Origin of the sequence: Acinetobacter sp. YH01020 (assembly GCF_013420275.1) — a bacterium.
Classification (GTDB): domain Bacteria; phylum Pseudomonadota; class Gammaproteobacteria; order Pseudomonadales; family Moraxellaceae; genus Acinetobacter; species Acinetobacter amyesii.
In genome coordinates this window covers 16,189-38,905 of the sequence record NZ_VOYN01000012.1, presented here as the reverse complement: position 1 = coordinate 38,905, position 22,717 = coordinate 16,189, and the positions used below count along the sequence as shown (strand labels likewise).

The following is a 22,717-nucleotide window of genomic DNA, read 5'->3' as shown; positions in this document are numbered from 1 at the left end:
AGCGATCCTCTAAGCCCATTTTTGGAGATACACATGTCTCAATTTGATTTAGTTGTTATTGGTGGCGGTCCTGGTGGTTATGAGGCTGCTATCCGCGCTGCTCAATTAGGCTTTAAAGTAGCTTGTATTGAAAAACGTATTCATAAAGGTAAACCATCTTTAGGTGGTACTTGCTTAAACGTGGGTTGTATCCCATCTAAAGCATTACTTGATTCATCGCACCGTTATGAAGATACCGTTCATCACTTAGATGACCACGGTATTACAACAGGTGAAGTGAAATTTGATCTTGCAAAACTGCTTGATCGTAAAGACAAAATTGTTAACCAATTGACGATGGGTATTGATGGCCTACTTAAAGGCAATGGTATCGAATGGTTAAAAGGTACAGGTAAATTACTTGCAGGTAAGAAAGTTGAGTTTGTATCTCACGAAGGTGAAACTCAAATTTTAGAACCTAAATATGTAATCCTTGCATCGGGTTCTGTACCGGTAAATATTCCTGTTGCTCCTGTAGACCAAGACATTATTGTTGACTCTACTGGTGCGCTTGAGTTCCCAGAAGTGCCTAAACGTCTTGGCGTAATTGGCGCGGGTGTCATTGGTCTAGAGCTTGGTTCTGTTTGGCGTCGTCTAGGTGCTGAAGTTGTTGTATTTGAAGCAATGGATGCATTCTTACCAATGGCTGATAAAGCTTTGGCAAAAGACTACCAAAAAGTATTGACTAAACAAGGTCTTGATATCCGTGTTGGCGCTAAAGTTGCTGGTACAGAAGTAAATGGCCGTGAAGTTACTGTTAAGTATACGCAAGGTGGCGAAGACAAAACTCAAACTTTCGATAAATTGATCGTTTGTGTTGGCCGTAAAGCATATGCAGAAGGTTTATTGGCTGAAGATTCAGGCATTAAACTCACTGAACGCGGTCTAGTTGAAGTAAACGATTGGTGTGCAACTTCGGTTGAAGGCGTATACGCAATTGGTGACTTGGTACGTGGTCCAATGCTTGCACATAAAGCAATGGAAGAAGGCGTAATGGCTGTTGAACGTATGCACGGTCACGCTGCTCAAGTGAACTACGACACAATCATCTCTGTAATCTACACACACCCAGAAGCGGCGTGGGTTGGTTTAACAGAAGAGCAAGCGAAAGAAAAAGGCCATGAAGTGAAGACTGGTCAATTTGGCTTTGCTGCGAATGGTCGTGCAATGGCTGCTGGTGAAAACGCAGGCTTTGTTAAGTTTGTTGCTGATGCAAAAACGGATCGTCTACTTGGTATGCATGTCATTGGACCTGCAGCGTCTGATATCGTACACCAAGGTATGATTGCACTTGAGTTTGTATCAAGTGTTGAAGACCTTCAGTTAATGACTTTCGGTCACCCGACATTCTCTGAAGTCGTTCACGAAGCTGCGCTTGCAGTCGATGGACGTGCGATTCACGCGATTCAACGTAAACGTAAATAAGATGTAAAAAGAGCGGCTTAGGCCGCTCTTTTTTGTTTCTGATGGTTGTTTTAATTTGAATAATCATCTAAAAATAAAGATAAGAAATATTTTAAGATTTAAAAAAGGTTAAAGCTGCTTTGACGGATGTCTGGGCTTTAATGGGTCATAACAAAGCGAAAAAAGAGTAAAAGGTTGTTCAATGAATCTACACGAATATCAAGCTAAAGCGTTATTAAAAAAATATGGTATGCCAGTCCAAGAAGGCGTATTTGTAACAACCGCAGAAGAAGCAGTCAAAGCTTTTGAGCAACTGGGTGGTAAGTTTGCAGTTTTAAAAGCCCAAGTCCATGCAGGTGGTCGTGGTAAAGCGGGCGGCGTGAAAGTGGTAAAATCTGCGCAAGAAGCCACTGATTATGTGAACCAAATGGTCGGTTCACGCTTAGTTACTTATCAAACAGATGCATTAGGTCAGCCAGTCAGTGGTATTTTGGTGTCTGAAGATGTCTATCCTGTAGAGCGTGAATTGTACCTAGGTGCTGTGGTTGACCGTTCTAGCCGCCGTGTGACCTTTATGGCATCGACTGAAGGCGGTGTGGAAATTGAAAAAGTTGCAGAAGAAACCCCAGAAAAAATTATTAAAGTTGAAGTTGATCCTTTAGTAGGTTTATTACCATTCCAAGCGCGTGAAGTGGCATTTGCTTTAAACCTAAAAGATGGTCAAGTGAATCAATTTGTCAAAATCATGTCTGCTGCGTATCAAGCATTCATTGAAAATGACTTTGCCTTATTTGAAATTAACCCGTTATCCGTACGTGAAAATGGCGAGATTTTATGTGTGGATGCAAAAATTGGTATCGACTCAAATGCTTTATATCGCTTACCAGAAATCGCAGCACTACGCGATAAAACGCAAGAAAATGAGCGTGAGCTGAAAGCCTCTGAGTTTGATCTGAACTATGTTGCCTTAGAAGGCAATATTGGCTGTATGGTGAATGGTGCTGGTCTAGCGATGGCAACCATGGACATCATCAAGCTATATGGTGGTCAACCTGCAAACTTCCTAGATGTCGGCGGTGGCGCGACCAAAGAACGCGTAATTGAAGCCTTTAAAATCATTTTGGCGGATAGTTCTGTGCAGGGTGTATTAATTAATATTTTTGGTGGGATTGTACGTTGTGACATGATTGCTGAAGCAATTATTGCAGCGGTTCAAGAAGTAAATGTGACTGTACCTGTGGTTGTTCGTTTAGAAGGGAACAATGCAGAGTTGGGTGCAAAATTACTTGATGAATCAGGTTTGAAATTGATTTCTGCAAATGGCTTGGCTGATGCTGCAGAAAAAATTGTTGCTGCGGTAAAAGGCTAAGGGAGTAGAGATCATGAGCGTATTAGTTAATAAAGACACTAAAGTATTGGTACAAGGTTTTACCGGTAAAAACGGCACATTTCATTCAGAACAATCTATTGCTTACGGCACAAAAGTGGTCGGTGGTGTGACGCCGGGTAAAGGCGGTACACAACATTTGAATCTGCCCGTATTCAATACCATGAAAGAAGCGGTACGTGAAACGGGTGCAACGGCAACCTCGATTTATGTACCGGCACCATTTGTCCTAGATTCAATTATTGAATCGATTGATTCAGGTGTTGAGCTGATCGTTGTGATTACGGAAGGTGTGCCTACACTCGATATGCTAAAAGCTAAACGTTACCTAGAAACCTATGGTAATAATGCACGTCTAATTGGTCCGAACTGTCCAGGGATTATTACTCCGGGTGAATGTAAGATCGGTATTATGCCGGGGCATATTCATCAGCCGGGTAAAATCGGCATTATCTCGCGATCAGGGACTCTGACCTATGAAGCTGTAGCGCAAACCACCAAGCTGGGTCTAGGTCAGTCGACGTGTATCGGTATTGGGGGAGATCCAATTCCGGGTATGAACCAAATTGATTGCTTAAAGCTGTTCCAAGACGACCCGCAAACTGAAGCGATCATCATGATTGGTGAGATTGGTGGTACAGCAGAAGAAGAAGCAGCTGAATATATCCAGTCGAATGTTACAAAGCCTGTTGTTGGTTATATCGCGGGTGTAACTGCACCTAAAGGTAAACGTATGGGGCATGCAGGGGCAATCATTTCGGGCGGTAAAGGCACAGCTGAAGAGAAATTCGCTGCCTTTGAAAAAGCGGGTATGGCTTATACCCGTAGTCCTGCTGAATTAGGTTCGACCATGTACGAAGTGCTGAAAGGCAAAGGTTTGGTTTAATCGCCATACTTAAACATCAAAAGAGAATCTTCGGATTCTCTTTTTTTTACGCAAAAAAAAGCGTATTTCAGCCGCTATGCAAAAGCCATAAGGGCATGGCTATGTGTTCTGCTTTGGGGTGCAGTGACGCTGCATAAACGGATGGAATATTGGTTGTTCAATAACTATGAAATGTAAAGAACACATAATAATCCGAATATGTGATGATTGCGGGGATGGTCATAGGTTTATGATTTTTAAAAATAATTTCGTATAGCGTGCAGTATATTGATTTTAGGGAAAATAACTAATTTAATTGAGATTTTTAATGGATCTTTATCATTAAAGAGCTTTTTTACTTGGATGAAGCCTAATATTTTCAATAGAAATTATTTTATTTGTAATTTTCTCAAGCCTTATACAAAGGATGGTAGATCAGGAATATGAGAAGGGGGAGCTTTAAAATTGGTGAAATTTGCTATCTCAGTGATGAAATTTTTTTAAGAAAATCTACATGAGCATATACATCTATAGTCAGCTATTATTTTTTAGTTGATGGTTTGAAGTGCAAATACCTTGTTAGGCCCTATTTTCAATTTAATAAGCAATTTCCAAGTTTTATAAAAACAATAGATAGAACAAAATGTTATCGAGCTGAATATATAGAAGTAAATATCTTATTCTGTAAGATGAGAAGGATATATCAATTAATTGATTTTAAATATTTTGTTTCATAATTTTATGCTGTTTGCTCTATAGCTTCTAAATGAGTATTTTTATGAAATACGCCATTTGTTCATTGATTTAACATCAGGCTGTGATGCGAAATATAAATGTCAGAAACCATTAAAAGCGCTCTGATAAGACAGAAAATGTTGTTCATTTCTTTGGGAGATTGTATGCCCATAAGTACAAGTATCTAAGCCATAAAAAAAGCAGTGCGGACACTGCTTTTTTAATTCATTTAGAATGTGTTGCTCAAGCAATCACTTCTGAATAAAGAGATTTGATGGAGCCCTATCTCAATCAAAAACTTAGTTTTTGCTGGTTTTTAAGCTCTGAGTTAAACCGTTAATATCGCCACCTTGGATACCAAGCTCACTCATCAAGCTATCAATCAGTGGGGCCTGGCTGCGGTAGCGTAGGGCACTATTCACCACTTGGTCTGACAAGGCAACATTGCCACTGCCTTCGTGGTGAGCATCACCTTGGCAAGAACCTGCATGACCACCATTTAGACCATTTACTTGCAAAATCTTAATGTCATCAATGTTTTCCATTGGTTTCACACTTTCGCGAATGATTTCAGGTAAGTATTTCAGCATCGCTAAACGAATTTGCATTTCAACCTGTTCAGATGACAATACGTTGTTTGCTTCGTTCACTGCACGTGTACCTTCAGCATCAACTTGGTATTGTTTTTCCATCGCCTGAGCCAACAGAACTTTTGCGTCAGCTTCACCTTTGGCTTTTAAGCGAACTTTTTCAGCTTCGGCTTCAGCTGCAATACGGATAGCTTCTGCATCATCTGCTGCTGCTTGTTTACCTGCTTCTGCCGCGACAGTAATGGCAATCGCATCTTTCTCCGCTTTTTCTTTCGCAGAGACCAATTCAACAGCTTTTTGACGTTCAGCTTGTTGGATTTGACGAACGGTAATGACTTCTTCTTCGGCTTTTACCGCTTGAGCACGGGCTTGATCGGCATGCGCTTTAGCTTCAGATTCAGCACGAGATTTTTCTGCAATAGCAATGGCACGGTCTTGCTCAGCCAACTCAATGGTTTTCTTTTGTTCCACTTGGGCTTGCTGAATAATTTGTGACTTTTGAATATTTTGATTTTCAACGTCACGTGCAGCAGTAATACGCTTTAAGTCAACTTCACGTTCAGCAGCAATACGCGCTTCTTCGGCTTCACGTTTTTTCGAAGCTTCTTGTGATGCAATTTCTGCAAGCTGTTCTGCACGACGAACTGAAATTTCACGTTCTTGTTGCAGTTTTGCATATTCTTCTTCACGCAAAATTTGTAGACGTGCTTGTTCTGCTTCTAAGTTCTTGGTCTTGATTGCAAGATCTGCATCTTGCTCAATCGCATTACGTTTACGACGACGGTCTTCAATGGTTTCTGTCAGTTTAGTTAAACCTTCAGCATCGAACGCATTTTGTGGGTTGAAGTATTTAAAGCCTGTTTGGTCTAAGCCAGTTAATGAAACGGTTTCAAGTTCCAAACCGTTTTTATGTAAATCTTCAGACACCACTTGCTGAACTTTTTGAACGAAGTCGACACGTTTTTCATGCAATTCTTCCATCGCCATTTCTGCGGCAACTGCACGTAGAGAGTCAACGAATTTACCTTCGACCAAATTTTTAAGCTCATTTGGTGACATGGTCTTTTGACCTAACGTTTGTGCTGCGGTAGCAATCGAATCTGCGGTTGGTTTCACACGGACATAGAACTCCGCCATCACATCGACACGCATACGGTCACGTGTAATCAGCGCTTGGTCATCTGCACGGCGTACTTCAAGACGTAGGGTGTTCATATTGACTGGAATAATTTCATGCAGCACAGGAAGCACAATAGCACCGCCACCTAAAATCACTTTTTCACCGCCGAAGCCTGTACGCACAAATGAAATCTCTTTACTTGAGCGACGATAAAGTCGAGCAATAATAAAACCAATAAAAATAAGTGCGGCAAAAATTATCCCGACTGTTACAAGGATACCGCTTGGAATAATGTCTAACATGGACGTTTATCTCTTTTGTTGTAGTTCAAGTTAACCCTCTAAAGTGCTAACAAGTTTGATTTAAAAATCAGTATTTTGTTGACTCATCATCACTTCGAGATTTGCAGAAGGTATGACGCGTTAAATGTATTTATATGGTGTTTGAAGAACTGATCGAGCATCAATTCATTCAAAATTTAGAGCATGGTGGCTTGAAAGCCTACATTTGTTTTTTGGGTTAAAACCACTGATTGACCTTGGCTGAAAATTTCATCTTGTTCAGGTTCAACCAAAATATAATGGGTCAATCCGTGTTGATCTTTGACTTTGGCTTGAGCAGGAGACTGTGGTCGTGCATCACCCAAAATGATCGTGGCCGTTCTACCGATCAATTCATCACTATAAATGGCAGTGGTTTCATCTTGGGGTAAAATACGGGCAATGAGCATTGCGCTAAAACGTACGAAGGGCATGCACAGAAAAATACAGGCTGGTGCAATAATCCATGCACTGAACATCATACTGGTCATTTGGTTAACGATGGCTTGAATAGCAAAGCCCAACAAACTATAGACACATAAGAAAATGATGAGCCATACAAACAGTGGAATACGACCCAAATACAACCAATCGAGCACACGTGTCACGATACCTGCATCGGCATCTACACCTAGCTCTGCATTATGACCAACATCCTCAGGTAGGAATTGATCTAAGAAGCCTTGAGAACCACCCCCTAAAATTGTTAACACAATCTCAAAAAGTCCAAACAAAAACATTAAGCAGAGACTGATGCTAAACATGATATTAGACGGGTGAGTAAACAATTCCCACATTATATTTATCTCTATATTTATGCTTATAAAAAATCAAAAAAAATAATTCTAGCCGAATTTTTTTTCAGTAAATAAAATAACATTATCTGTCGAAATTGTGTAAAAAAATTACAGATCAGATTAACAAAAAGTCGGCTTTTATGTGAGCTATTACTAAGTTTTTCTTTAAAAATAGTTGATCAATTAAATCAGGATTATCTAAATCTAAAATGAATAGCACTTCTACTTTACCCATTTAAGATTTAAGTCATTGTGATCAATCAAATTTTCAGTCTAATTGCAGATATATAAGTGGTCGTGCTCAAGGGAGAGAAATGGCCTGTTAAACGGCACAGAAAACAATGTTAGGAAATGTAAATTTATAAGCGTCACAGCAGTGCTGAGGGCTTTGCCGTGACTTTCGATGTCATATGAAGATTTGAACTGGCGTTCAATAGAGCGCTTTTTAGGTGGCTTTAACCCTTTTTATAACAATGAAGTTTGAATGCGTACTTTCATATCTAAAGCCGCTTGAACAATAAAGGTTTTCATCCACTTCACTTGTTCGCCCATCGGATTGGTTTTAATCGCAGTGTCTAAAAAGCCCATGCTTTCAAGTTGAAACAATTGCTTTTCGATCTCTTCTTCTAACTGGGTGCTATTGGCTGCGAGCGGGAAATGGATTAAGTGAAATGCTTTGGGAAAATTATAAAAAGCATAGAGCAGATTAAATGCGCGTTGATCGGCCTTTAAATTGCCAGCGCCAATTTCGTAGCCGCGATCTTGGTTACTGTGAGTCACCCCAATCAAAAATTCGAGTTTATTGTCCAAAAGTCGTAGGCCGAACTGAAGGCCAATTTGGTCAGCACTCAGCTCATGTTGGATAAAGTTATTCAGCGGGCTGCCGTCATCATTTAAGGCTTCTTGGAGCACGAGCATGTGTGAAGAATGCTGATAAATATAGCCAGCAAGACCTGCGGCTTCAATCAGCGACTTTAAGGTTTCAAGCGTATAGTGACTATATGGCATATCAATAACTATTGGAGAGTGATATAGCTACTTTAGGTAGTTTGAGCGAGTTTGAATACCGATTGTTTAGAGGATTTAGCGATTAGTTAATTGATAAAAAATTGCGTAAAATTACGGATCTCGGACTAGAATAATACTGAAATTGATAAGTCTATCGTATTAAATTAATTAAAATTGATAAGCAGTATCAGACAATTTGTATATGACGAATAAGAATATCAATATCACAAAACAAGCAATCGTTATGAAAGCTTAATCACTATAATGTATATATATCTTTAAAGTGTAATAAGTACACATATTCTAAGCTGGTGTTGTCCATGTCATTAAATGAGGAAAGACTTACTCATCTTAAACAGCTTGAAGCTGAGAGTATTCATATCATCCGTGAAGTTGCTGCTGAGTTCGAAAACCCAGTCATGCTGTATTCAATCGGTAAAGATTCAGCGGTCATGCTGCATCTTGCTTTAAAAGCATTCTATCCTGCCAAACTTCCATTCCCACTACTGCATGTAGACACGGGTTGGAAATTTAAAGACATGATTACTTTCCGTGACAACATGGCAAAAGAGCATGGCTTTGATTTGATCGTGCATCAAAACAAAGAAGGTAAAGACGCAGGCGTGAATCCGTTCGATTACGGTAGCTCAAAATATACTGACATTATGAAAACTCAAGGCTTAAAACAAGCACTTGATAAATATCAGTTTGATGCGGCTTTCGGTGGTGCGCGCCGTGACGAAGAGAAATCTCGTGCCAAAGAGCGTGTTTACTCATTCCGTGATACTAAACACCGTTGGGACCCTAAAAACCAACGTCCTGAACTTTGGAATCTTTACAACGGTAAAGTGAACAAAGGCGAAAGTATTCGTGTGTTCCCATTGTCTAACTGGACTGAGTTGGATATTTGGCAATACATCTACCTTGAAAATATTAAATTGGTTCCTTTGTACTTGGCTGCTGAACGTCCAGTGGTTGAGCGTAGCGGTACACTGATCATGGTTGATGATGAGCGTATGCGTTTGAACGAAGGTGAAGTGCCACAAATGAAATCGGTGCGTTTCCGTACCTTAGGTTGTTACCCACTTACAGGTGCGGTTGAATCAACTGCAACAACTTTACCGGAAATTATCCAAGAGATGCTTTTAGCCACAACATCTGAACGTCAAGGCCGTATGATCGACCATGACGAAGCAGGTTCGATGGAAAAGAAAAAGCAGGAAGGTTATTTCTAAGAATCTTAAGAAATCTCCCTTGCGCAGCAGTGCTGCTCACCCTCTTTACTAAAGAGGGGTACTCCCAAGAAAGAACGGAGCCAAGTCTCCCTTTCTTAAAGGGAGATTTAGAGGGATTAAAAAGATTCAGAAACCGATTTCAAAAGAATATGTGGAGCTTTGAGCAATGTCTCATCAATCAGATTTAATTAGCCAAGACATCTTGGCGTATTTAAAACAACACGAAAATAAAGACCTTCTACGTTTCCTCACTTGCGGTAACGTGGATGATGGTAAATCGACTTTAATTGGTCGTTTGCTTTACGATTCAAAATTGATTTATGAAGATCAATTGCAAGCCGTAACACGTGACTCTAAAAAAGTCGGTACTACGGGTGATGCACCTGACTTGGCTTTACTTGTAGATGGTCTACAAGCGGAACGTGAGCAGGGTATTACCATTGACGTGGCTTACCGTTATTTCTCTACTGAAAAACGTAAGTTCATTATTGCTGACACCCCAGGGCATGAGCAGTACACACGTAACATGGCAACTGGTGCGTCGACTGCTGATTTAGCGATCATCTTGATTGATGCGCGTTATGGCGTACAAACTCAAACGCGTCGTCACTCATTTATTGCGAGCCTTTTAGGTATTCGTAATATTGTGGTTGCAGTGAACAAAATGGACTTGGTTGAATTCTCTGAAGCACGCTTCAATGAGATTCAAGCTGAATACAACGAGTTCGTGAACCAATTAGGCGACCGTAAACCTGCGAATATCATCTTCACGCCTATTTCTGCGTTGAATGGTGATAACGTTGTAAACAAATCGCCAAATACGCCGTGGTACCAAGGTCAGACTTTAATGGAGACTTTGGAAACTGTTGAAATTTCGCATGATACGAGCAAGCACGAATTCCGTTTCCCTGTTCAATATGTAAACCGTCCGAACCTCGACTTCCGTGGTTTCTGCGGTACGATTGCACTTGGTGAAGTGAAAGTTGGCGATACCATTACTGCATTACCATCTGGTAAGTCTTCGACTGTTAAAGAAATCGTAACTTTTGACGGTAACTTAGACCATGCTGTTGCAGGTCAAGCGGTGACTTTAACACTGAACGATGAAATTGATATTTCACGCGGTAACGTGTTGGTTAAAGCGGGCGAACAGCCACTCATTTCACGTTCTGCACGTGCCTCTGTGGTATGGATGACAGATGCGCCTTTAGTAGTTGGCAAGCTGTATAACGTGAAGTTTGGTACACAAACTATTCCTGCGAAAGTTACGAAAATTAACTATCGTACCAATGTGAACACACTGGAAAAAACGGAAGTTGAACAGCTTGAATTGAATGCGATTGCAGATGTAACGATTGAGTTTGATGCGCCAGTGGTATTTGACCGTTACCAAGACAGTCGTTACACAGGTTCATTCATCTTTATTGACCGTTTAAGCAACGTGACTGTTGGTGCGGGTATGGTTGAATCTGCGGTTGAATGGACTGCACACAACGAGCCTGTAACTGCTGAAGCGCGTGCTGCACGTTTAGGTCAAAAACCTGCTGCGGTAACTGTGACTGCGAAAGCCCTTGAAAATGCGCAAGCGATTGAAAGTTTGTTGATTCAACAAGGTGTGGTTGCGATTGCGAAAGCTGGTTTAACTGTAGAGCAAGTCGCGCTTGTACGTGAAACTGGTGTGGTTGTGATTACAGATACTGCTGAAGGTACTGATGTGACTTATGCCTTCGATGCTGCTGAAGAAGTTGCTGAGAAAATTGTTGAGTTGGTTCGTCTGTAATAGATTGAATTAATTTAAAAAAGACCCGCCGAAAGGCGGGTTTTTTTATTAGGAAATGAATATATAATTTAAAAAGTGCTTATGTTTTAATCAAAAAAACAAATATTATTTCGTGGTAATCTATTGTAAATAAACAATATAAAATCAAAAGGGTTGTATGAATATTAGGCAAAAACTTATTGATGTTGGTTTTAAAAATGTGGGGTTCTGGAATATTGGGAGCAGTAAGGAATTAATTTATAAGTTAAATTATTCATCTGGTGTAGAAAATATACTGTATGCGTTTATAGAGAATAATGAATTGCTCTATATTGGTAAAACTACACAAAATTTAGATAATAGGTTTAAAGGTTATCTAAAGCCAGGTCGTACCCAAACTACAAATATTCGAAATAATTTTGAATTAACTAGATTGATTAGCATGGGCAAGGTCATTGAAATTTGGTTATTTGAAGATGTTGGATTAATGGAATATGGAGGGTTTAAGCTTAATCTAGCTGCTGGTTTGGAAGATAGTTTGATAAAAGAATTGAAACCTAAGTGGAATGGAAATAGGTTCAAAATCAATGAAATCAATGAAATCAATGAAATCAATGAAATCAATGAAATCAATGAAATCAATGAAATCAATGAAATCAATGAAATCAATGAAATCAATGAAATCAATGAAATCAATGAAATCAATGAAATTAATGAAATGCCAATATATAAGTTGACTTTGCATGATACGTATTTTAATTGGAGCTGTATTAACTTTGGAATTTCATATTCTAGCTACTTAGGTACGCATGAAAGTCAAATGGATATTTATGTTGGTGATGGTGCTATTCCGCTAGATATAGCTAAAATAGATCGAAATGCTAATAAAAATGGATCAGTTAGGATAAGGCCATTTAAGGGTAAAAAATTACAATTCTGGTTTAGTGAAAATTGTAAACCGATGGAAGTAGTTAATATTTTAATTGAAGCTCCAAACAAAATAAGAATTAAAAAAGTAGGTTAATATAATTCAATTGTATTAAGATATATCTTAATTAATCTTAAGGTGTATCTTTGCAATGTCAAATTCAGACCTTTTGGACGTAAGCGATAGTCCAGTTAAAACCCGAAAACGCCTGTTTGAAGCAGGGCACATGAAACTATTGGTGCTGCATCTGATCTCCCAAGCGCCTAAGTTCAGCTATGACATTATCAAAGATGTCGGCGCAATCGTAGGCGGTGGCTACAGCCCAAGCACAGGAACAATTTACCCAACGCTGAATTACCTAGAAGAACAGCAATACATACACGCAGAACTTAATGCCGAAGACCGTAAACAATACAGCGTTACGCAGTCAGGCTTAGTACATCTAGATGCAGAAAAAGCCACTGTAGAGAAAATCCTCTGCCGTTTTGATACCCGCAAGCAAATTCATAACAATGAACAATACGTTGATATCAAACGTGCGATGGAAAACCTAAAAGCATCACTACGCATCAAAATTCAGCATTGTGAACTGACACCCGAACAGGTGTATGCCATTGCAGAAAAAATCGATCAGGCGGCAGTCGAAATCAGCCGTATGGAGGTGACGCAATGAAACAGCATCAATATGAAATTACGCTCAAGCACATTGCCGATGCACAGGGCAATCCATCGACCTATACCGAAGCTTTAAAGTTTAATGCCTACAACCATGATGACCTGTTTAAGGTGCTGGAGCATTTGACCAAAGCGCAATTATTAGATGATGAAAAGACCAAAGCCTTTGCCGTGGGTCTGAAACTATTTGGTGAAACTTTGTTGGAAAATAAAGACCATCCTTTATTTAAAGATTTCATGCCGTATTTTGGTCAGTTTATGAATACACTAAAACAAACCGTAAAAGCCCAGAACGCAGCCCAAGACGAATAATAGGTATTTACAGATGAATCAACTCCCAAAATTTCATCCCAAACACATGACTTGGCTGATGCCCTTAATCTTGTCCGGCATTATGAGCGGTTCAATTTCTTGCTTTAACATGCTGATGAATAAAGGCTTGGTTGAAGGTTTTCTTGGTATTTGGCTTCGCGCATGGAGCATGTCGTGGATGATGGCCTTTCCGCTCATTTTGATCGTGTTGCCATTGGTGCGTAATACGCTAATGAAGTTTGTACGCCTGCCGAATGAGCCTGCATCCAAATAAAAGGAAAATTTTCTTAGTCATCGTCTGAGTGTGACTGCATCGCATCTTGAATGATGGTTGTTAATTCAGTCAGTGATTTGACACCTGCAATACGTTGAATCACTTGCCCGCGATAAAACAGCAAGGTTGAAGGCAGTCCATAAACGTTATAGCGCAAAGTCAGTATCGGTGAGGAATCAATATTTACCTTGCCAAATTTGAGCCGTGCATGCTGCGTAGATATTTGCTTTGCACACTGCTCAAATACAGGGAAGTTCTGCACACAGGGCGCGCACCAATCTGCATAGAAGCGAATCACGGCAAAACCATCGAACCATTCATAGTCGCTAGCGTTATCTTCATTGTATTCAACGATCTGAGACATGCTTGGCCTATTATTCATTTATGAAATACAGTACAGATTATACATAAGTCCATGTTTATTCATTCTGCGGCATTTCTATGTTCAAATAGTGCAGAGATAGATGAATAGTCAATAATTGAAAAGGAAAAACAATGTCACAGCAAAGCATGCAGCAGGTCATTATTACTGAGCCAGGCGGTGTAGATAAACTGGCCTATGAAAGCGTTGCCATCCCAGATGCGAAAGCGGATGAAGTGTTGGTTAAAGTGCATGCCTTTGGTATTAACCGTCCAGACATTTTACAGCGCCAAGGCTTGTACCCAATGCCGAAAGGGGTAACACCAGTACCGGGTCTGGAAGTGGCGGGTGAAGTGGTTGCTGTCGGTGCAGAGGTTACTTTATTCCAAGTAGGTGATAAAGTCTGCGGTCTGACCAATGGTGGCGGTTATGCAGAATATTGCGTGGTGCCTGAAAGCCAAACCATTCGTATTCCTGAAGGTGTAAGCTTTATTCAAGCAGCAGCGATTCCTGAAACGTTCTTTACCGTATGGGCGAATGTATTCCAAATGGGTAAAGCCAAAGCAGGTGAAACGGTGCTGATACATGGTGGAACCAGTGGTATTGGAACCACGGCAATCATGCTGTGTAATGCCTTAGGCATGAAAACCTTTGCAACAGTCGGTTCAGATGAAAAAGTGGTAGCGATCTCTGATATCACGCATGCGATTAACTACAAGACTCAAGACTTTGAGCAAGTGATTAATGAAGCGACCAATGAGCAAGGTGTAGATGTTATTTTAGATATCGTTGGCGCACCGTATTTAGCACAGAACTTAAATCTATTACGTCGTGATGGTCGTTTGGTCTATATAGCCTTCTTAGGTGGTGCAAAAGCCAAAGAAGTAAAACTGGGTCAAATCATGATGAAGCGTTTGACCATTACAGGCTCAACCATGCGTGCGCGTAATACTGCAGAAAAAGCAGAGATTGCCAAAGGCATTCAGGAAAATGTTGTTCCGTTATGGTCTAAAGGTGAATGCCTGCCAATGATTTACAAAACATTTAAGTTTGACCAAATTCAAGAAGCACATGCAGCCATGGATACAGGCGACCATGTGGGTAAGATTGTGGTTGAAGTGATCTAAAGTTTTCTTTTTAAAACACGCTGTATTTGTAGGGTGTTTTAAAATAATTAAGGAGGGCAATGTCCCTCTTTTTTATTGTCTTACTAAACTTTAGGCATAAAAAAACCAGCTTATCGCTGGGTTCTTTATTACACCATCTTCAGTAGTAGAAGAATGGTGCCCGAGGCCAGACTCGAACTGGCACGCTTTGTGGGCGGGGGATTTTAAATCCCCTGTGTCTACCGATTTCACCACTCGGGCTTAACAAGATTGGAGGCGGAGGTCGGAATCGAACCGGCGTACACGGAGTTGCAGTCCGCTGCATGACCACTCTGCCACCCCGCCATGTCTTGTTGATGCGTATATTAGCAAGCTCTGAAAAAAAAACAATAGCAGATTCATCTGTATGAGCATAAAAGCAGCATACAAGGTAAAAAATTTAAAATAATCATGTATTATGTGCAAAATTGATTCATATCATCACTTGGAGAAGTGCCGTGGCATTAGTTTTAGATGGTCGTGCATTGGCGAAGAAAATTGAAGCTGACTTGTTGACTCGCGTAGAAGCGCTAAAAGAGAAAACTGGTCGTACCCCAATTCTTGCGACTATTTTGGTAGGTGACGATGGTGCATCTGCAACTTATGTACGTATGAAAGGGAATGCTTGCCGCCGTGTTGGTATGGATTCATTAAAAGTTGAGCTTCCTAAAGAAACTACAACTGAGCAATTGCTTGCTGAAATTGAAAAATTGAATGCAAACCCAGATGTTCACGGTATTTTGTTACAACACCCCGTACCTGATCAAATTGATGAGCGTGCATGTTTCGATGCGATCTCTCTTGAAAAAGACGTAGATGGCGTAACTTGCTTAGGTTTTGGTCGTATGGCAATGGGTGAAGCTGCGTATGGTTCTGCGACTCCTGCAGGTATCATGACCATTTTAAAAGAAAACAACATTGAAATCGCAGGTAAACATGCGGTTGTTGTGGGACGTTCTGCAATTTTGGGTAAACCAATGTCTGCAATGTTACTTGAAGCAAATGCGACAGTGACTACTTGCCACTCACGTACTCAAAACTTGGCTGACTTTGTTAAACAAGCTGACATTATTGTGGGTGCGGTAGGTAAAGCTGAATTGATTCAAAAAGATTGGATCAAACAAGGCGCTGTAGTTGTTGATGCTGGTTTCCATCCACGTGATGGCGGTGGTGTGGGTGATATTCAATTGGTAGGTATTGAAGAAATTGCTTCTGCGTATACACCTGTTCCGGGTGGTGTAGGCCCAATGACCATTACAACGTTGATTCGTCAAACTGTTGAAGCTGCTGAAAAAGCGTTGGGTTAATCTTTTAATAAAAAGATCTTAAAGTCACAACGGAGTCTTACCGTTGTGACTTATAAATGTAAGAAGCTCGTATGTTACTTTTGTTTCGGCAAAAGTAACCAAAACCATTTGTCATCTGCTGAACTCGACATAATCAGCTTTTTGATTAATGGTGTCGCAGAAACAGTGTTCATTCGATTAAGGTCTGTCTCGCACAGCAGCAGATGACGATGTCGCGTATCTGATACGTTTATAAATTCAAATAAAATCATCTCCAAGGCTTAATATGAGCTGTACTTTCCAATTTCCCAAAGCCCCTGAACATTTACTGAAAGCACTGCATGAAGTCATTCCGCATTGTGAATTGCATGCTCAACAGTTGCCTGAAACACCTATTTCTCTATGGTTGATTCCACCGGTATTTCCAACCGATAAATTGGATGATGAAGTCATTCGTCGTATATGGAATGATACGCCGTATTGGATTTTCTGCTGGGCTTCAGGGCTTGCTATGGCGCAGTGGCTATTGGCTGAGCCGCATCATGTCAAAGATAAAGTGGTGTTGGACTTTGGTGCAGGTTCAGGCGTGGTGGCGATTGCAGCAAAAATGGCAGGGGCGAAACGCGTGATCTGCTGTGACATCGACCAAGTGAGCCTAGATGCCTGCCGTGCCAATGCAGAGTTGAATAATGTCGAACTTGAATATTTGGATGATCTGTATAAAGCCGAACAAGTCGATATTTTATTGGCTGCCGATGTGCTATATGACCAATGCAACCGTTTCTTTTTGGATGAATTTTTAAAGTTTGCTCCAGAAGTGTGGGTGGCAGACAGTCGTGTGAAAAACTTTAGTCATCCTAAATATGAAAAACTCGATGAACGAAGCGCGACGACATGGCCTGATTTGGATGAATCACCTGAGTTTCGAAATGTGAGTTTTTATAAAACCCTATAAATATTGAACCCATAAAAAAAGACGCTCAAAGCGTCTTTTTTTTGTCTTTTGAACAGCAAATTTGATTAAGAACAAGTATAACGAACCACACGTAAGGTGGCAGGGCGAGCATCGAGTGCATTGCGTGCGCCTAAGTTTTCAGAGTTACGAAGGTCTGGGGTATTTGACAGACCGAAGTTCGCACGTGTATTACCAATTTGACGGCCGTACTGGGTATTTTCCAAAGCAGGATTTGCAATTTCGTTCACGCTTAAGATTTGTAATTTATAGGTCTTTTGCGTATTTAATACTTTTTGGCAAGCACGTTGTAATTTATTGGCATCCAGTTGTTGGTTTTGGCGACCCGCTAAAGTATATGCAAGTGTTGCGCTATCTGCAGATTTGGACTCTATTTGAAAGCCCGTTTGACCATTAAAAGCACGTGGAGTGCTTTGGCAAGCAGCCATCGACATTGCGACAATACCCAAACTTAAAACTTTGTAAATATTTTTCATCATTCATTCGCCGTGTGTATTTGTATGATCAGTATGCCATAGTCCGTCTGTCGACTCGATGGCGAAAACCAAGAAAGCAAAAGAAGTTTGATTAAATCTTTGATACTGCCGAAACGATGAATAGATGGAAATGGAGATAAAAAAAGCTCATCAAAATAGGCTTTGATGAGCTTAAGTGGAATAGCAGGGCTGAGCGAATTAATCGTCAGTGATCATGCTATGTTTTTTAGTATCTTTCATGAAGACATAGGTAATTAAAGATAAACCAATCATGAATGTAATGTAGTAGAAGAAGTAGTTTTCATGGCCTGCATTTTTGAAGCTCAAAGCTACAAGTTCTGCGGTACCACCAAAGAGTGTGTTCGCGATGGCATAAGGCAATGCAACACCTAGGGCACGGATGTGTGCAGGGAACAACTCAGCTTTTACTACAGCATTAATCGCAGTATAACCAGTGACAATCACCATACCACTCATGCAAAGCATAAATGCTGTGGTTGGGCTAGTCGTAGAACCGATACCGTTGAAAATTGGAATGGTAAACAGCACACCAAGCACACCAAAGGCGATCATAATTGGCTTACGACCAATTTTGTCTGAAAGCGCACCGATAGCAGGTTGTAAAAGCATGAAGATGAAAATTGCAGCAGTGGTAATTTCAGTAGCTGTGGTTTTTTCAAAGCCAGATGTGTTGACCAAATACTTTTGTAAATAAGTGGTAAAGGTGTTGAACGCTAAAGTACCACCGGCAGTCAACATGATCACAGTGAAGGCTTGTTTAGGGTATTTGGTAAATAACGCTAAAGCACCTGATTTTGGACCACCATTTTTAGCTTGTTCTTGAGCTTCTTTAGAGGATTGAGTTTCAACTAAACCGCGACGAATCCAGAACACCACTATAGCGAGCAACGCACCGATGAAGAACGGAACACGCCAGCCCCATTCAGTTAAAGCTTGTTCTGAGAAATTGCGTTGCAAGATAATTAAAACGCAAAGTGCCAATAGCTGACCTGAAATCAGTGTGACATATTGGAAACTTGAGAAGAAACCACGATGGTTTTTACCTGCCATTTCAGTCAAATAGGTCGCACTAGAACCATATTCACCACCAACACTTAAGCCTTGGAGTAAACGCGCTAAAAGTAGAATAGCGGGTGCGAGCATGCCTACAGAATCATAGGTTGGTGCACATGCGATCATCAGTGAGCCGACACACATCAACGATACAGACAGTGTTAAACCTGCTTTACGACCTTTACGGTCAGCATAAATACCCATGACCCATGCGCCGATTGGACGCATTAAGAAACCGAGTGCAAAGACTGCAGCCGCTTGTAAGAGTTTTACAGTATTGTCACCATCAGGGAAAAATTGCGGTGCAAAGTAAAGGGTAAAGGCAGCGTAGACATACCAGTCGTACCATTCAACGAGGTTGCCGGCAGATCCGCCGAGGATAGATTTGACACGAGTTTTTCTATCCAATTGTTCAGGAACAACTGGCTCAGATGAGTTTGACACATCATTCTCCAAGGAATGAATGCAAAACATATCCATTTAAACTCTTTGGGAAAAGTTTAAATCAATATATTTTGTCGAAATGGGAGATGGAACTATATTTATTTAATTTATACTCCTGTTGTCGCAGAAAATCATGCGACTTTAGTCTATAAAATGCGATATTTTTGACCAGATACATTTTTCACGACTAAATGAAAAAAACAAAGCCTCATAGACTGAGGCTTTGATGGGGAAAACATGCTGTTTTTGATCAGATTGATTAATAACTCATCTTCAAATAACCCTGATCAATGCTCCTGAATTTTGGAATGGTGTTTGGAGTCTTTCATAAAGACGTAGACCAATAACGAAATAAAAATCATGATGGTCACATAGATAAAGAACCATGACTCGTGACCAGCTTCTTTAAAACTCAGCGCGAAGAATTCTGCCGTACCACCAAAGATGGTATTTGCAAGAGCATAAGGCAGTGCAACACCCAATGCGCGAATATGCGCAGGGAACATTTCTGCTTTTACAACCGCATTGATCGAGGTGTATCCCGTGACAATCACTAGACCTGCGAGACAGAGCCAAAATGCAGTCCAATAATCTTGAGTTTGTCCTAAGGCGCTGAATAGAACATAGGTGAACAGCACCCCTAAGATCCCAAAAGCGATCATTAAAGGCTTACGACCAATTTAATCGGATAGACCACCTGCTAGTGGTTGTAGGCATATAAAAATAAACAGCGCTAAGGTGGTGATTTGCGTGGCCTCAGGTTTACTAAAGCCAGAGGTATTGACCAGATATTTTTGCAAATAGGTGGTGTAGGTATAAAAAGCCAATGTACCCCCAGCTGTTAAAAATAACACCGTGAATGCTTCTTTCGGATAATGCTTAAATAGAGAAAATAAGCCTGATTCAGGCTGGTCCTTTTGCTCTTGTGCATTTTTGAAGGACTGGGTTTCTAGCAGGCCACGTCGAATACGGAAAACCACTACCGCTAAGCACGCACCAATAAAGAACGGAATACGCCAGCCCCAATCATGCAATTGTTCTTCTGTCAGCAACCATTGCAAAATAAGTAGTACGCACAGTGCAGTCAACTGACCTGCAATCAGTGTCACATATTGAAAGCTTGAAAAAAACCACGACGGTCGCGGTCAGCCATTTCACTGAGGTAGGTAGCACTGGCGCCATATTCACCGCCGACACTTAAGCCTTGAATCAGTCGAGCTACCACAAGAATAATCGGCGCTAAAATACCAATTTGGTCATGCGTTGGAGAAATGGCAATCATCAATGAGCCGATACACATGAGTGTGACGGAGAGGGTTAAACCTGACTTTCGACCTTTTTTGTCTGAATAGATCCCCATAATCCATGCACCAATGGGTCGCATGAGGAAACCGACTGCAAAGATGGCCGCAGCTTGGAGAAGCTGTGCAGTCTGGCTACCTTGAGGGAAAAAAGCATGGGCGAAATAGAGGGTGAATGCTGCATAGACATACCAATCGTACCATTCAACAAGATTACCGGCTGAACCACTGAGAATGGATTTTACTCGGGTCTTTGTATCTAAATTTGATTGAGTAACAATTTTTTCCGTCATTTGAAAATCCATCTTTTTTTATTGTGTGAAAATATCTTATGCGTATCGAAAAGCATGAAATGTAAACTAAAAAAGAGGTTTTGTTTAAAAAGTGTACAAATCAACAACTTGTCATGAATTTTGCTTTGAATAATGGCTTGGGCCTTAAAATGATTGATTTCATACTTGAGCCAGCAGGCTTTTAAACGTACATTTAAAATATAACTTCTCATTTAATAAAGGATACAAAAACTCAGTGTAAGGATATCGTGACCAAAATAGGTGTCTTGATCAAAAAATGATGATCAATGAGAAAAATAATAAAGCAAAGAAAACGAAGCATTGTTGAATAAAAAGATATAGTGGGAGGGAGCGATGAATACACAACAACAATCAATATATGACATGGTGGTCATTGGTGGTGGAATCAATGGTGTTGGTATTGCTTGTGATGCAGCGGGGCGTGGTTTAAGTGTTTTGCTTTGCGAAAAAGACGATCTCGCGAGCCATACTTCATCTGCAAGTAGCAAGTTAATTCATGGTGGTCTTCGCTATTTAGAGCATAAAGAATTTCGTTTAGTACGTGAAGCGCTTGCAGAACGCGAAGTTCTGCTTAAAAAAGCCCCTCATATTATTCGGCCTATGCGTTTTATCATGCCACATGAACCGCACTTACGTCCGGCTTGGCTAATTCGGACTGGATTATTCTTTTATGATTATTTGGGTAAGCGAGAACAGCTTGCTGGCTCCAATGGTATTGAATTTGATGTGAAAGTTAGTCCTTTAGCACTCAGATTTACTCGAGGGTTTGAATATTCCGACTGCGTTGTGGATGATGCACGCTTGGTTGTACTCAATGCAATACAAGCACGAGAACATGGTGCACAGATTCTGACTCGAACAGAATGTTTAAATGCATATAGTAAAGGTGGCATTTGGCAGGTGTGTTTGAAAAATGCCAAGGGTTTGCAAAATGTGCAGGCTAAAGTATTGGTGAATGCGGCAGGTCCTTGGGTTGCTGACTTTATAAAACAGGGTTTAAAGCAAGAGTCACCTTATAGTATACGGCTGATACAGGGTAGCCATATCATTGTTCCAAAGCTCTTTGACGGCGATAAAGCTTTTATTATGCAAAATGATGATCATCGCATTGTCTTTGCGATCCCATATTTAGAACAATTTACCTTGATCGGCACGACAGATCGTGAATATCATGCAGACCCAAATCGAGTAAAGATAAGCCAGGAAGAAATCGATTACTTGCTTGATGTGTCAAATGATCACTTTAAAACTCAATTGACGCAAACGGACATCATTTCAACCTATTCAGGTGTGCGTCCGCTGTGTGATGATGAATCAGATAATCCAGCAGCAGTCACGCGAGATTATACTTTGGCACTGACAGATGTAGAAGGTGCAGCATTGCTATCAATTTTTGGTGGCAAGCTCACCACCTATCGAAAACTCGCAGAAGCGGCGCTAGATCAGCTTAAAACTGTTTTTCATCATCGATCCAAGCCTTGGACTGCTGATACAGCATTACCTGGTGCGGAAAATTTAGAATCAATCGAGCAGTTGATAGTTGAAGTCCAACAAAATGTTAAAGGTGTTTCAAGCAGTCTAGCAAGTCGTTGGGCGCATGCTTATGGTACACGTGTCTGGATATTGCTAAATCATTTAACTTCGATTGATGAGCTTGGGCAAAACTTCGGGCATGGCTTGTATGCTCAAGAAGTAGATTATTTGGTTGAACAGGAGTGGGTGAGAAGTTCTGAAGATATTTTGCAAAGACGCACAAAGTTATATTTGCAATTCAGCGCGGCTGAAGTTGATGTTTTGGATGAATACTTAATGGCAATACGAATAAAACAAAAAGCTCAAGATGTGGCTTAGTGGATATAAAAAAGACCGCGCAAGGCGGTCTTTTAAATCTTTCT

The 22,717-nt window shown here is 40.6% G+C and carries 19 protein-coding genes, 2 tRNA genes and 1 pseudogene; 13 read left to right on the top strand and 9 right to left on the bottom strand.

Features of this window, described 5'->3' with window-relative positions:
* Window positions 1-33 precede the first annotated feature (33 nt).
* From lpdA to sucD, 3 genes are all read left to right on the top strand, one after another.
* The gene (lpdA, locus tag FTT85_RS06850) at window positions 34-1,464 is read left to right on the top strand and encodes a dihydrolipoyl dehydrogenase (protein ID WP_078189903.1); all 1,431 of its coding nucleotides are present in this window, start codon (window positions 34-36) and stop codon (window positions 1,462-1,464) included.
* 181 nt (window positions 1,465-1,645) lie between these two features.
* Complete coding sequence (sucC, locus tag FTT85_RS06845) at window positions 1,646-2,812, top strand: ADP-forming succinate--CoA ligase subunit beta (RefSeq protein WP_078192988.1); 1,167 nt, start codon at window positions 1,646-1,648, stop codon at window positions 2,810-2,812.
* A gap of 13 nt (window positions 2,813-2,825) precedes the next feature.
* A complete protein-coding gene (gene sucD, locus FTT85_RS06840) occupies window positions 2,826-3,716 on the top strand; it encodes a succinate--CoA ligase subunit alpha (RefSeq protein ID WP_168379215.1) in 891 nt (296 codons plus the stop codon).
* A gap of 1,013 nt (window positions 3,717-4,729) precedes the next feature.
* Here the strand turns inward: sucD and FTT85_RS06835 are convergent.
* The 3 genes from FTT85_RS06835 to FTT85_RS06825 form a co-directional block, all read right to left on the bottom strand.
* Window positions 4,730-6,442, bottom strand: a complete 1,713-nt coding sequence (locus FTT85_RS06835) for a flotillin family protein (protein ID WP_180183183.1) — start codon at window positions 6,440-6,442, stop codon at window positions 4,730-4,732.
* Between the two features lie 176 nt (window positions 6,443-6,618).
* Window positions 6,619-7,257, bottom strand: a complete 639-nt coding sequence (locus FTT85_RS06830) for a YqiJ family protein (RefSeq protein ID WP_180164073.1) — start codon at window positions 7,255-7,257, stop codon at window positions 6,619-6,621.
* Window positions 7,258-7,722: 465 nt separating this feature from the next.
* Window positions 7,723-8,265, bottom strand: a complete 543-nt coding sequence (locus FTT85_RS06825; RefSeq protein WP_111884395.1) for a hypothetical protein — start codon at window positions 8,263-8,265, stop codon at window positions 7,723-7,725.
* Between the two features lie 320 nt (window positions 8,266-8,585).
* On the opposite strand from FTT85_RS06825, the gene cysD reads away from it, so the two are divergent.
* From cysD to FTT85_RS06795, 6 genes are all read left to right on the top strand, one after another.
* Window positions 8,586-9,500, top strand: a complete 915-nt coding sequence (gene cysD, locus FTT85_RS06820) for a sulfate adenylyltransferase subunit CysD (RefSeq protein ID WP_106985716.1) — start codon at window positions 8,586-8,588, stop codon at window positions 9,498-9,500.
* A 166-nt stretch (window positions 9,501-9,666) separates the two neighbouring features.
* Window positions 9,667-11,280, top strand: coding sequence for a sulfate adenylyltransferase subunit CysN (gene cysN / locus FTT85_RS06815; RefSeq protein WP_180164071.1), 1,614 nt, complete (start codon window positions 9,667-9,669; stop codon window positions 11,278-11,280).
* 157 nt (window positions 11,281-11,437) lie between these two features.
* Window positions 11,438-12,283, top strand: a complete 846-nt coding sequence (locus tag FTT85_RS06810) for a GIY-YIG nuclease family protein (RefSeq protein ID WP_180020673.1) — start codon at window positions 11,438-11,440, stop codon at window positions 12,281-12,283.
* A gap of 55 nt (window positions 12,284-12,338) precedes the next feature.
* Window positions 12,339-12,860, top strand: a complete 522-nt coding sequence (locus tag FTT85_RS06805; protein WP_180183182.1) for a PadR family transcriptional regulator — start codon at window positions 12,339-12,341, stop codon at window positions 12,858-12,860.
* Window positions 12,857-13,174: a DUF3861 domain-containing protein gene (locus tag FTT85_RS06800; RefSeq protein ID WP_180183181.1), complete on the top strand. Its 318-nt coding sequence runs from the start codon at window positions 12,857-12,859 to the stop codon at window positions 13,172-13,174. Before FTT85_RS06805 ends, FTT85_RS06800 begins: the two co-directional genes overlap by 4 nt.
* 13 nt (window positions 13,175-13,187) lie before the next feature.
* Window positions 13,188-13,448 carry a DUF2798 domain-containing protein gene (locus FTT85_RS06795; RefSeq protein ID WP_180026651.1) on the top strand — a complete coding sequence of 87 codons (261 nt, stop codon included), beginning with the start codon at window positions 13,188-13,190 and terminating at the stop codon, window positions 13,446-13,448.
* A 13-nt stretch (window positions 13,449-13,461) separates the two neighbouring features.
* On the opposite strand, the gene FTT85_RS06790 is transcribed toward FTT85_RS06795, so the two are convergent.
* The gene (locus FTT85_RS06790) at window positions 13,462-13,812 is read right to left on the bottom strand and encodes a co-chaperone YbbN (RefSeq protein WP_180109426.1); all 351 of its coding nucleotides are present in this window, start codon (window positions 13,810-13,812) and stop codon (window positions 13,462-13,464) included.
* A 131-nt stretch (window positions 13,813-13,943) separates the two neighbouring features.
* Here FTT85_RS06790 and FTT85_RS06785 point away from each other — a divergent pair, with 131 nt between their 5' ends.
* Entirely contained in the window at window positions 13,944-14,936 is a 993-nt protein-coding gene (locus FTT85_RS06785) for an NAD(P)H-quinone oxidoreductase (protein WP_180164067.1), read from the top strand.
* A 154-nt stretch (window positions 14,937-15,090) separates the two neighbouring features.
* Here the strand turns inward: FTT85_RS06785 and FTT85_RS06780 are convergent.
* Both FTT85_RS06780 and FTT85_RS06775 read right to left on the bottom strand, forming a co-directional pair.
* A tRNA-Leu gene (locus FTT85_RS06780) sits at window positions 15,091-15,176 on the bottom strand.
* A 10-nt stretch (window positions 15,177-15,186) separates the two neighbouring features.
* A tRNA-Cys gene (locus tag FTT85_RS06775) sits at window positions 15,187-15,260 on the bottom strand.
* 152 nt (window positions 15,261-15,412) lie between these two features.
* Here FTT85_RS06775 and folD point away from each other — a divergent pair.
* Both folD and FTT85_RS06765 read left to right on the top strand, forming a co-directional pair.
* Window positions 15,413-16,261, top strand: a complete 849-nt coding sequence (gene folD / locus FTT85_RS06770) for a bifunctional methylenetetrahydrofolate dehydrogenase/methenyltetrahydrofolate cyclohydrolase FolD (protein ID WP_180164065.1) — start codon at window positions 15,413-15,415, stop codon at window positions 16,259-16,261.
* A gap of 265 nt (window positions 16,262-16,526) precedes the next feature.
* A complete protein-coding gene (locus FTT85_RS06765) occupies window positions 16,527-17,195 on the top strand; it encodes a methyltransferase (RefSeq protein ID WP_078189884.1) in 669 nt (222 codons plus the stop codon).
* A gap of 65 nt (window positions 17,196-17,260) precedes the next feature.
* Here the strand turns inward: FTT85_RS06765 and FTT85_RS06760 are convergent, their stop codons facing one another.
* The 3 genes and pseudogenes from FTT85_RS06760 to FTT85_RS06750 all read right to left on the bottom strand — a co-directional run bounded on the left by FTT85_RS06760 (window position 17,261) and on the right by FTT85_RS06750 (window position 20,813).
* Window positions 17,261-17,689 carry a hypothetical protein gene (locus tag FTT85_RS06760; protein WP_180183187.1) on the bottom strand — a complete coding sequence of 143 codons (429 nt, stop codon included), beginning with the start codon at window positions 17,687-17,689 and terminating at the stop codon, window positions 17,261-17,263.
* Between the two features lie 198 nt (window positions 17,690-17,887).
* A complete protein-coding gene (locus FTT85_RS06755) occupies window positions 17,888-19,207 on the bottom strand; it encodes an MFS transporter (RefSeq protein ID WP_180041673.1) in 1,320 nt (439 codons plus the stop codon).
* Window positions 19,208-19,494: 287 nt separating this feature from the next.
* A pseudogene (locus FTT85_RS06750) lies at window positions 19,495-20,813 on the bottom strand (MFS transporter).
* Window positions 20,814-21,155: 342 nt separating this feature from the next.
* Between FTT85_RS06750 and glpD the strand changes: the two are divergent.
* A complete protein-coding gene (gene glpD / locus FTT85_RS06745; RefSeq protein WP_180183180.1) occupies window positions 21,156-22,673 on the top strand; it encodes a glycerol-3-phosphate dehydrogenase in 1,518 nt (505 codons plus the stop codon).
* Window positions 22,674-22,717 lie beyond the last annotated feature (44 nt).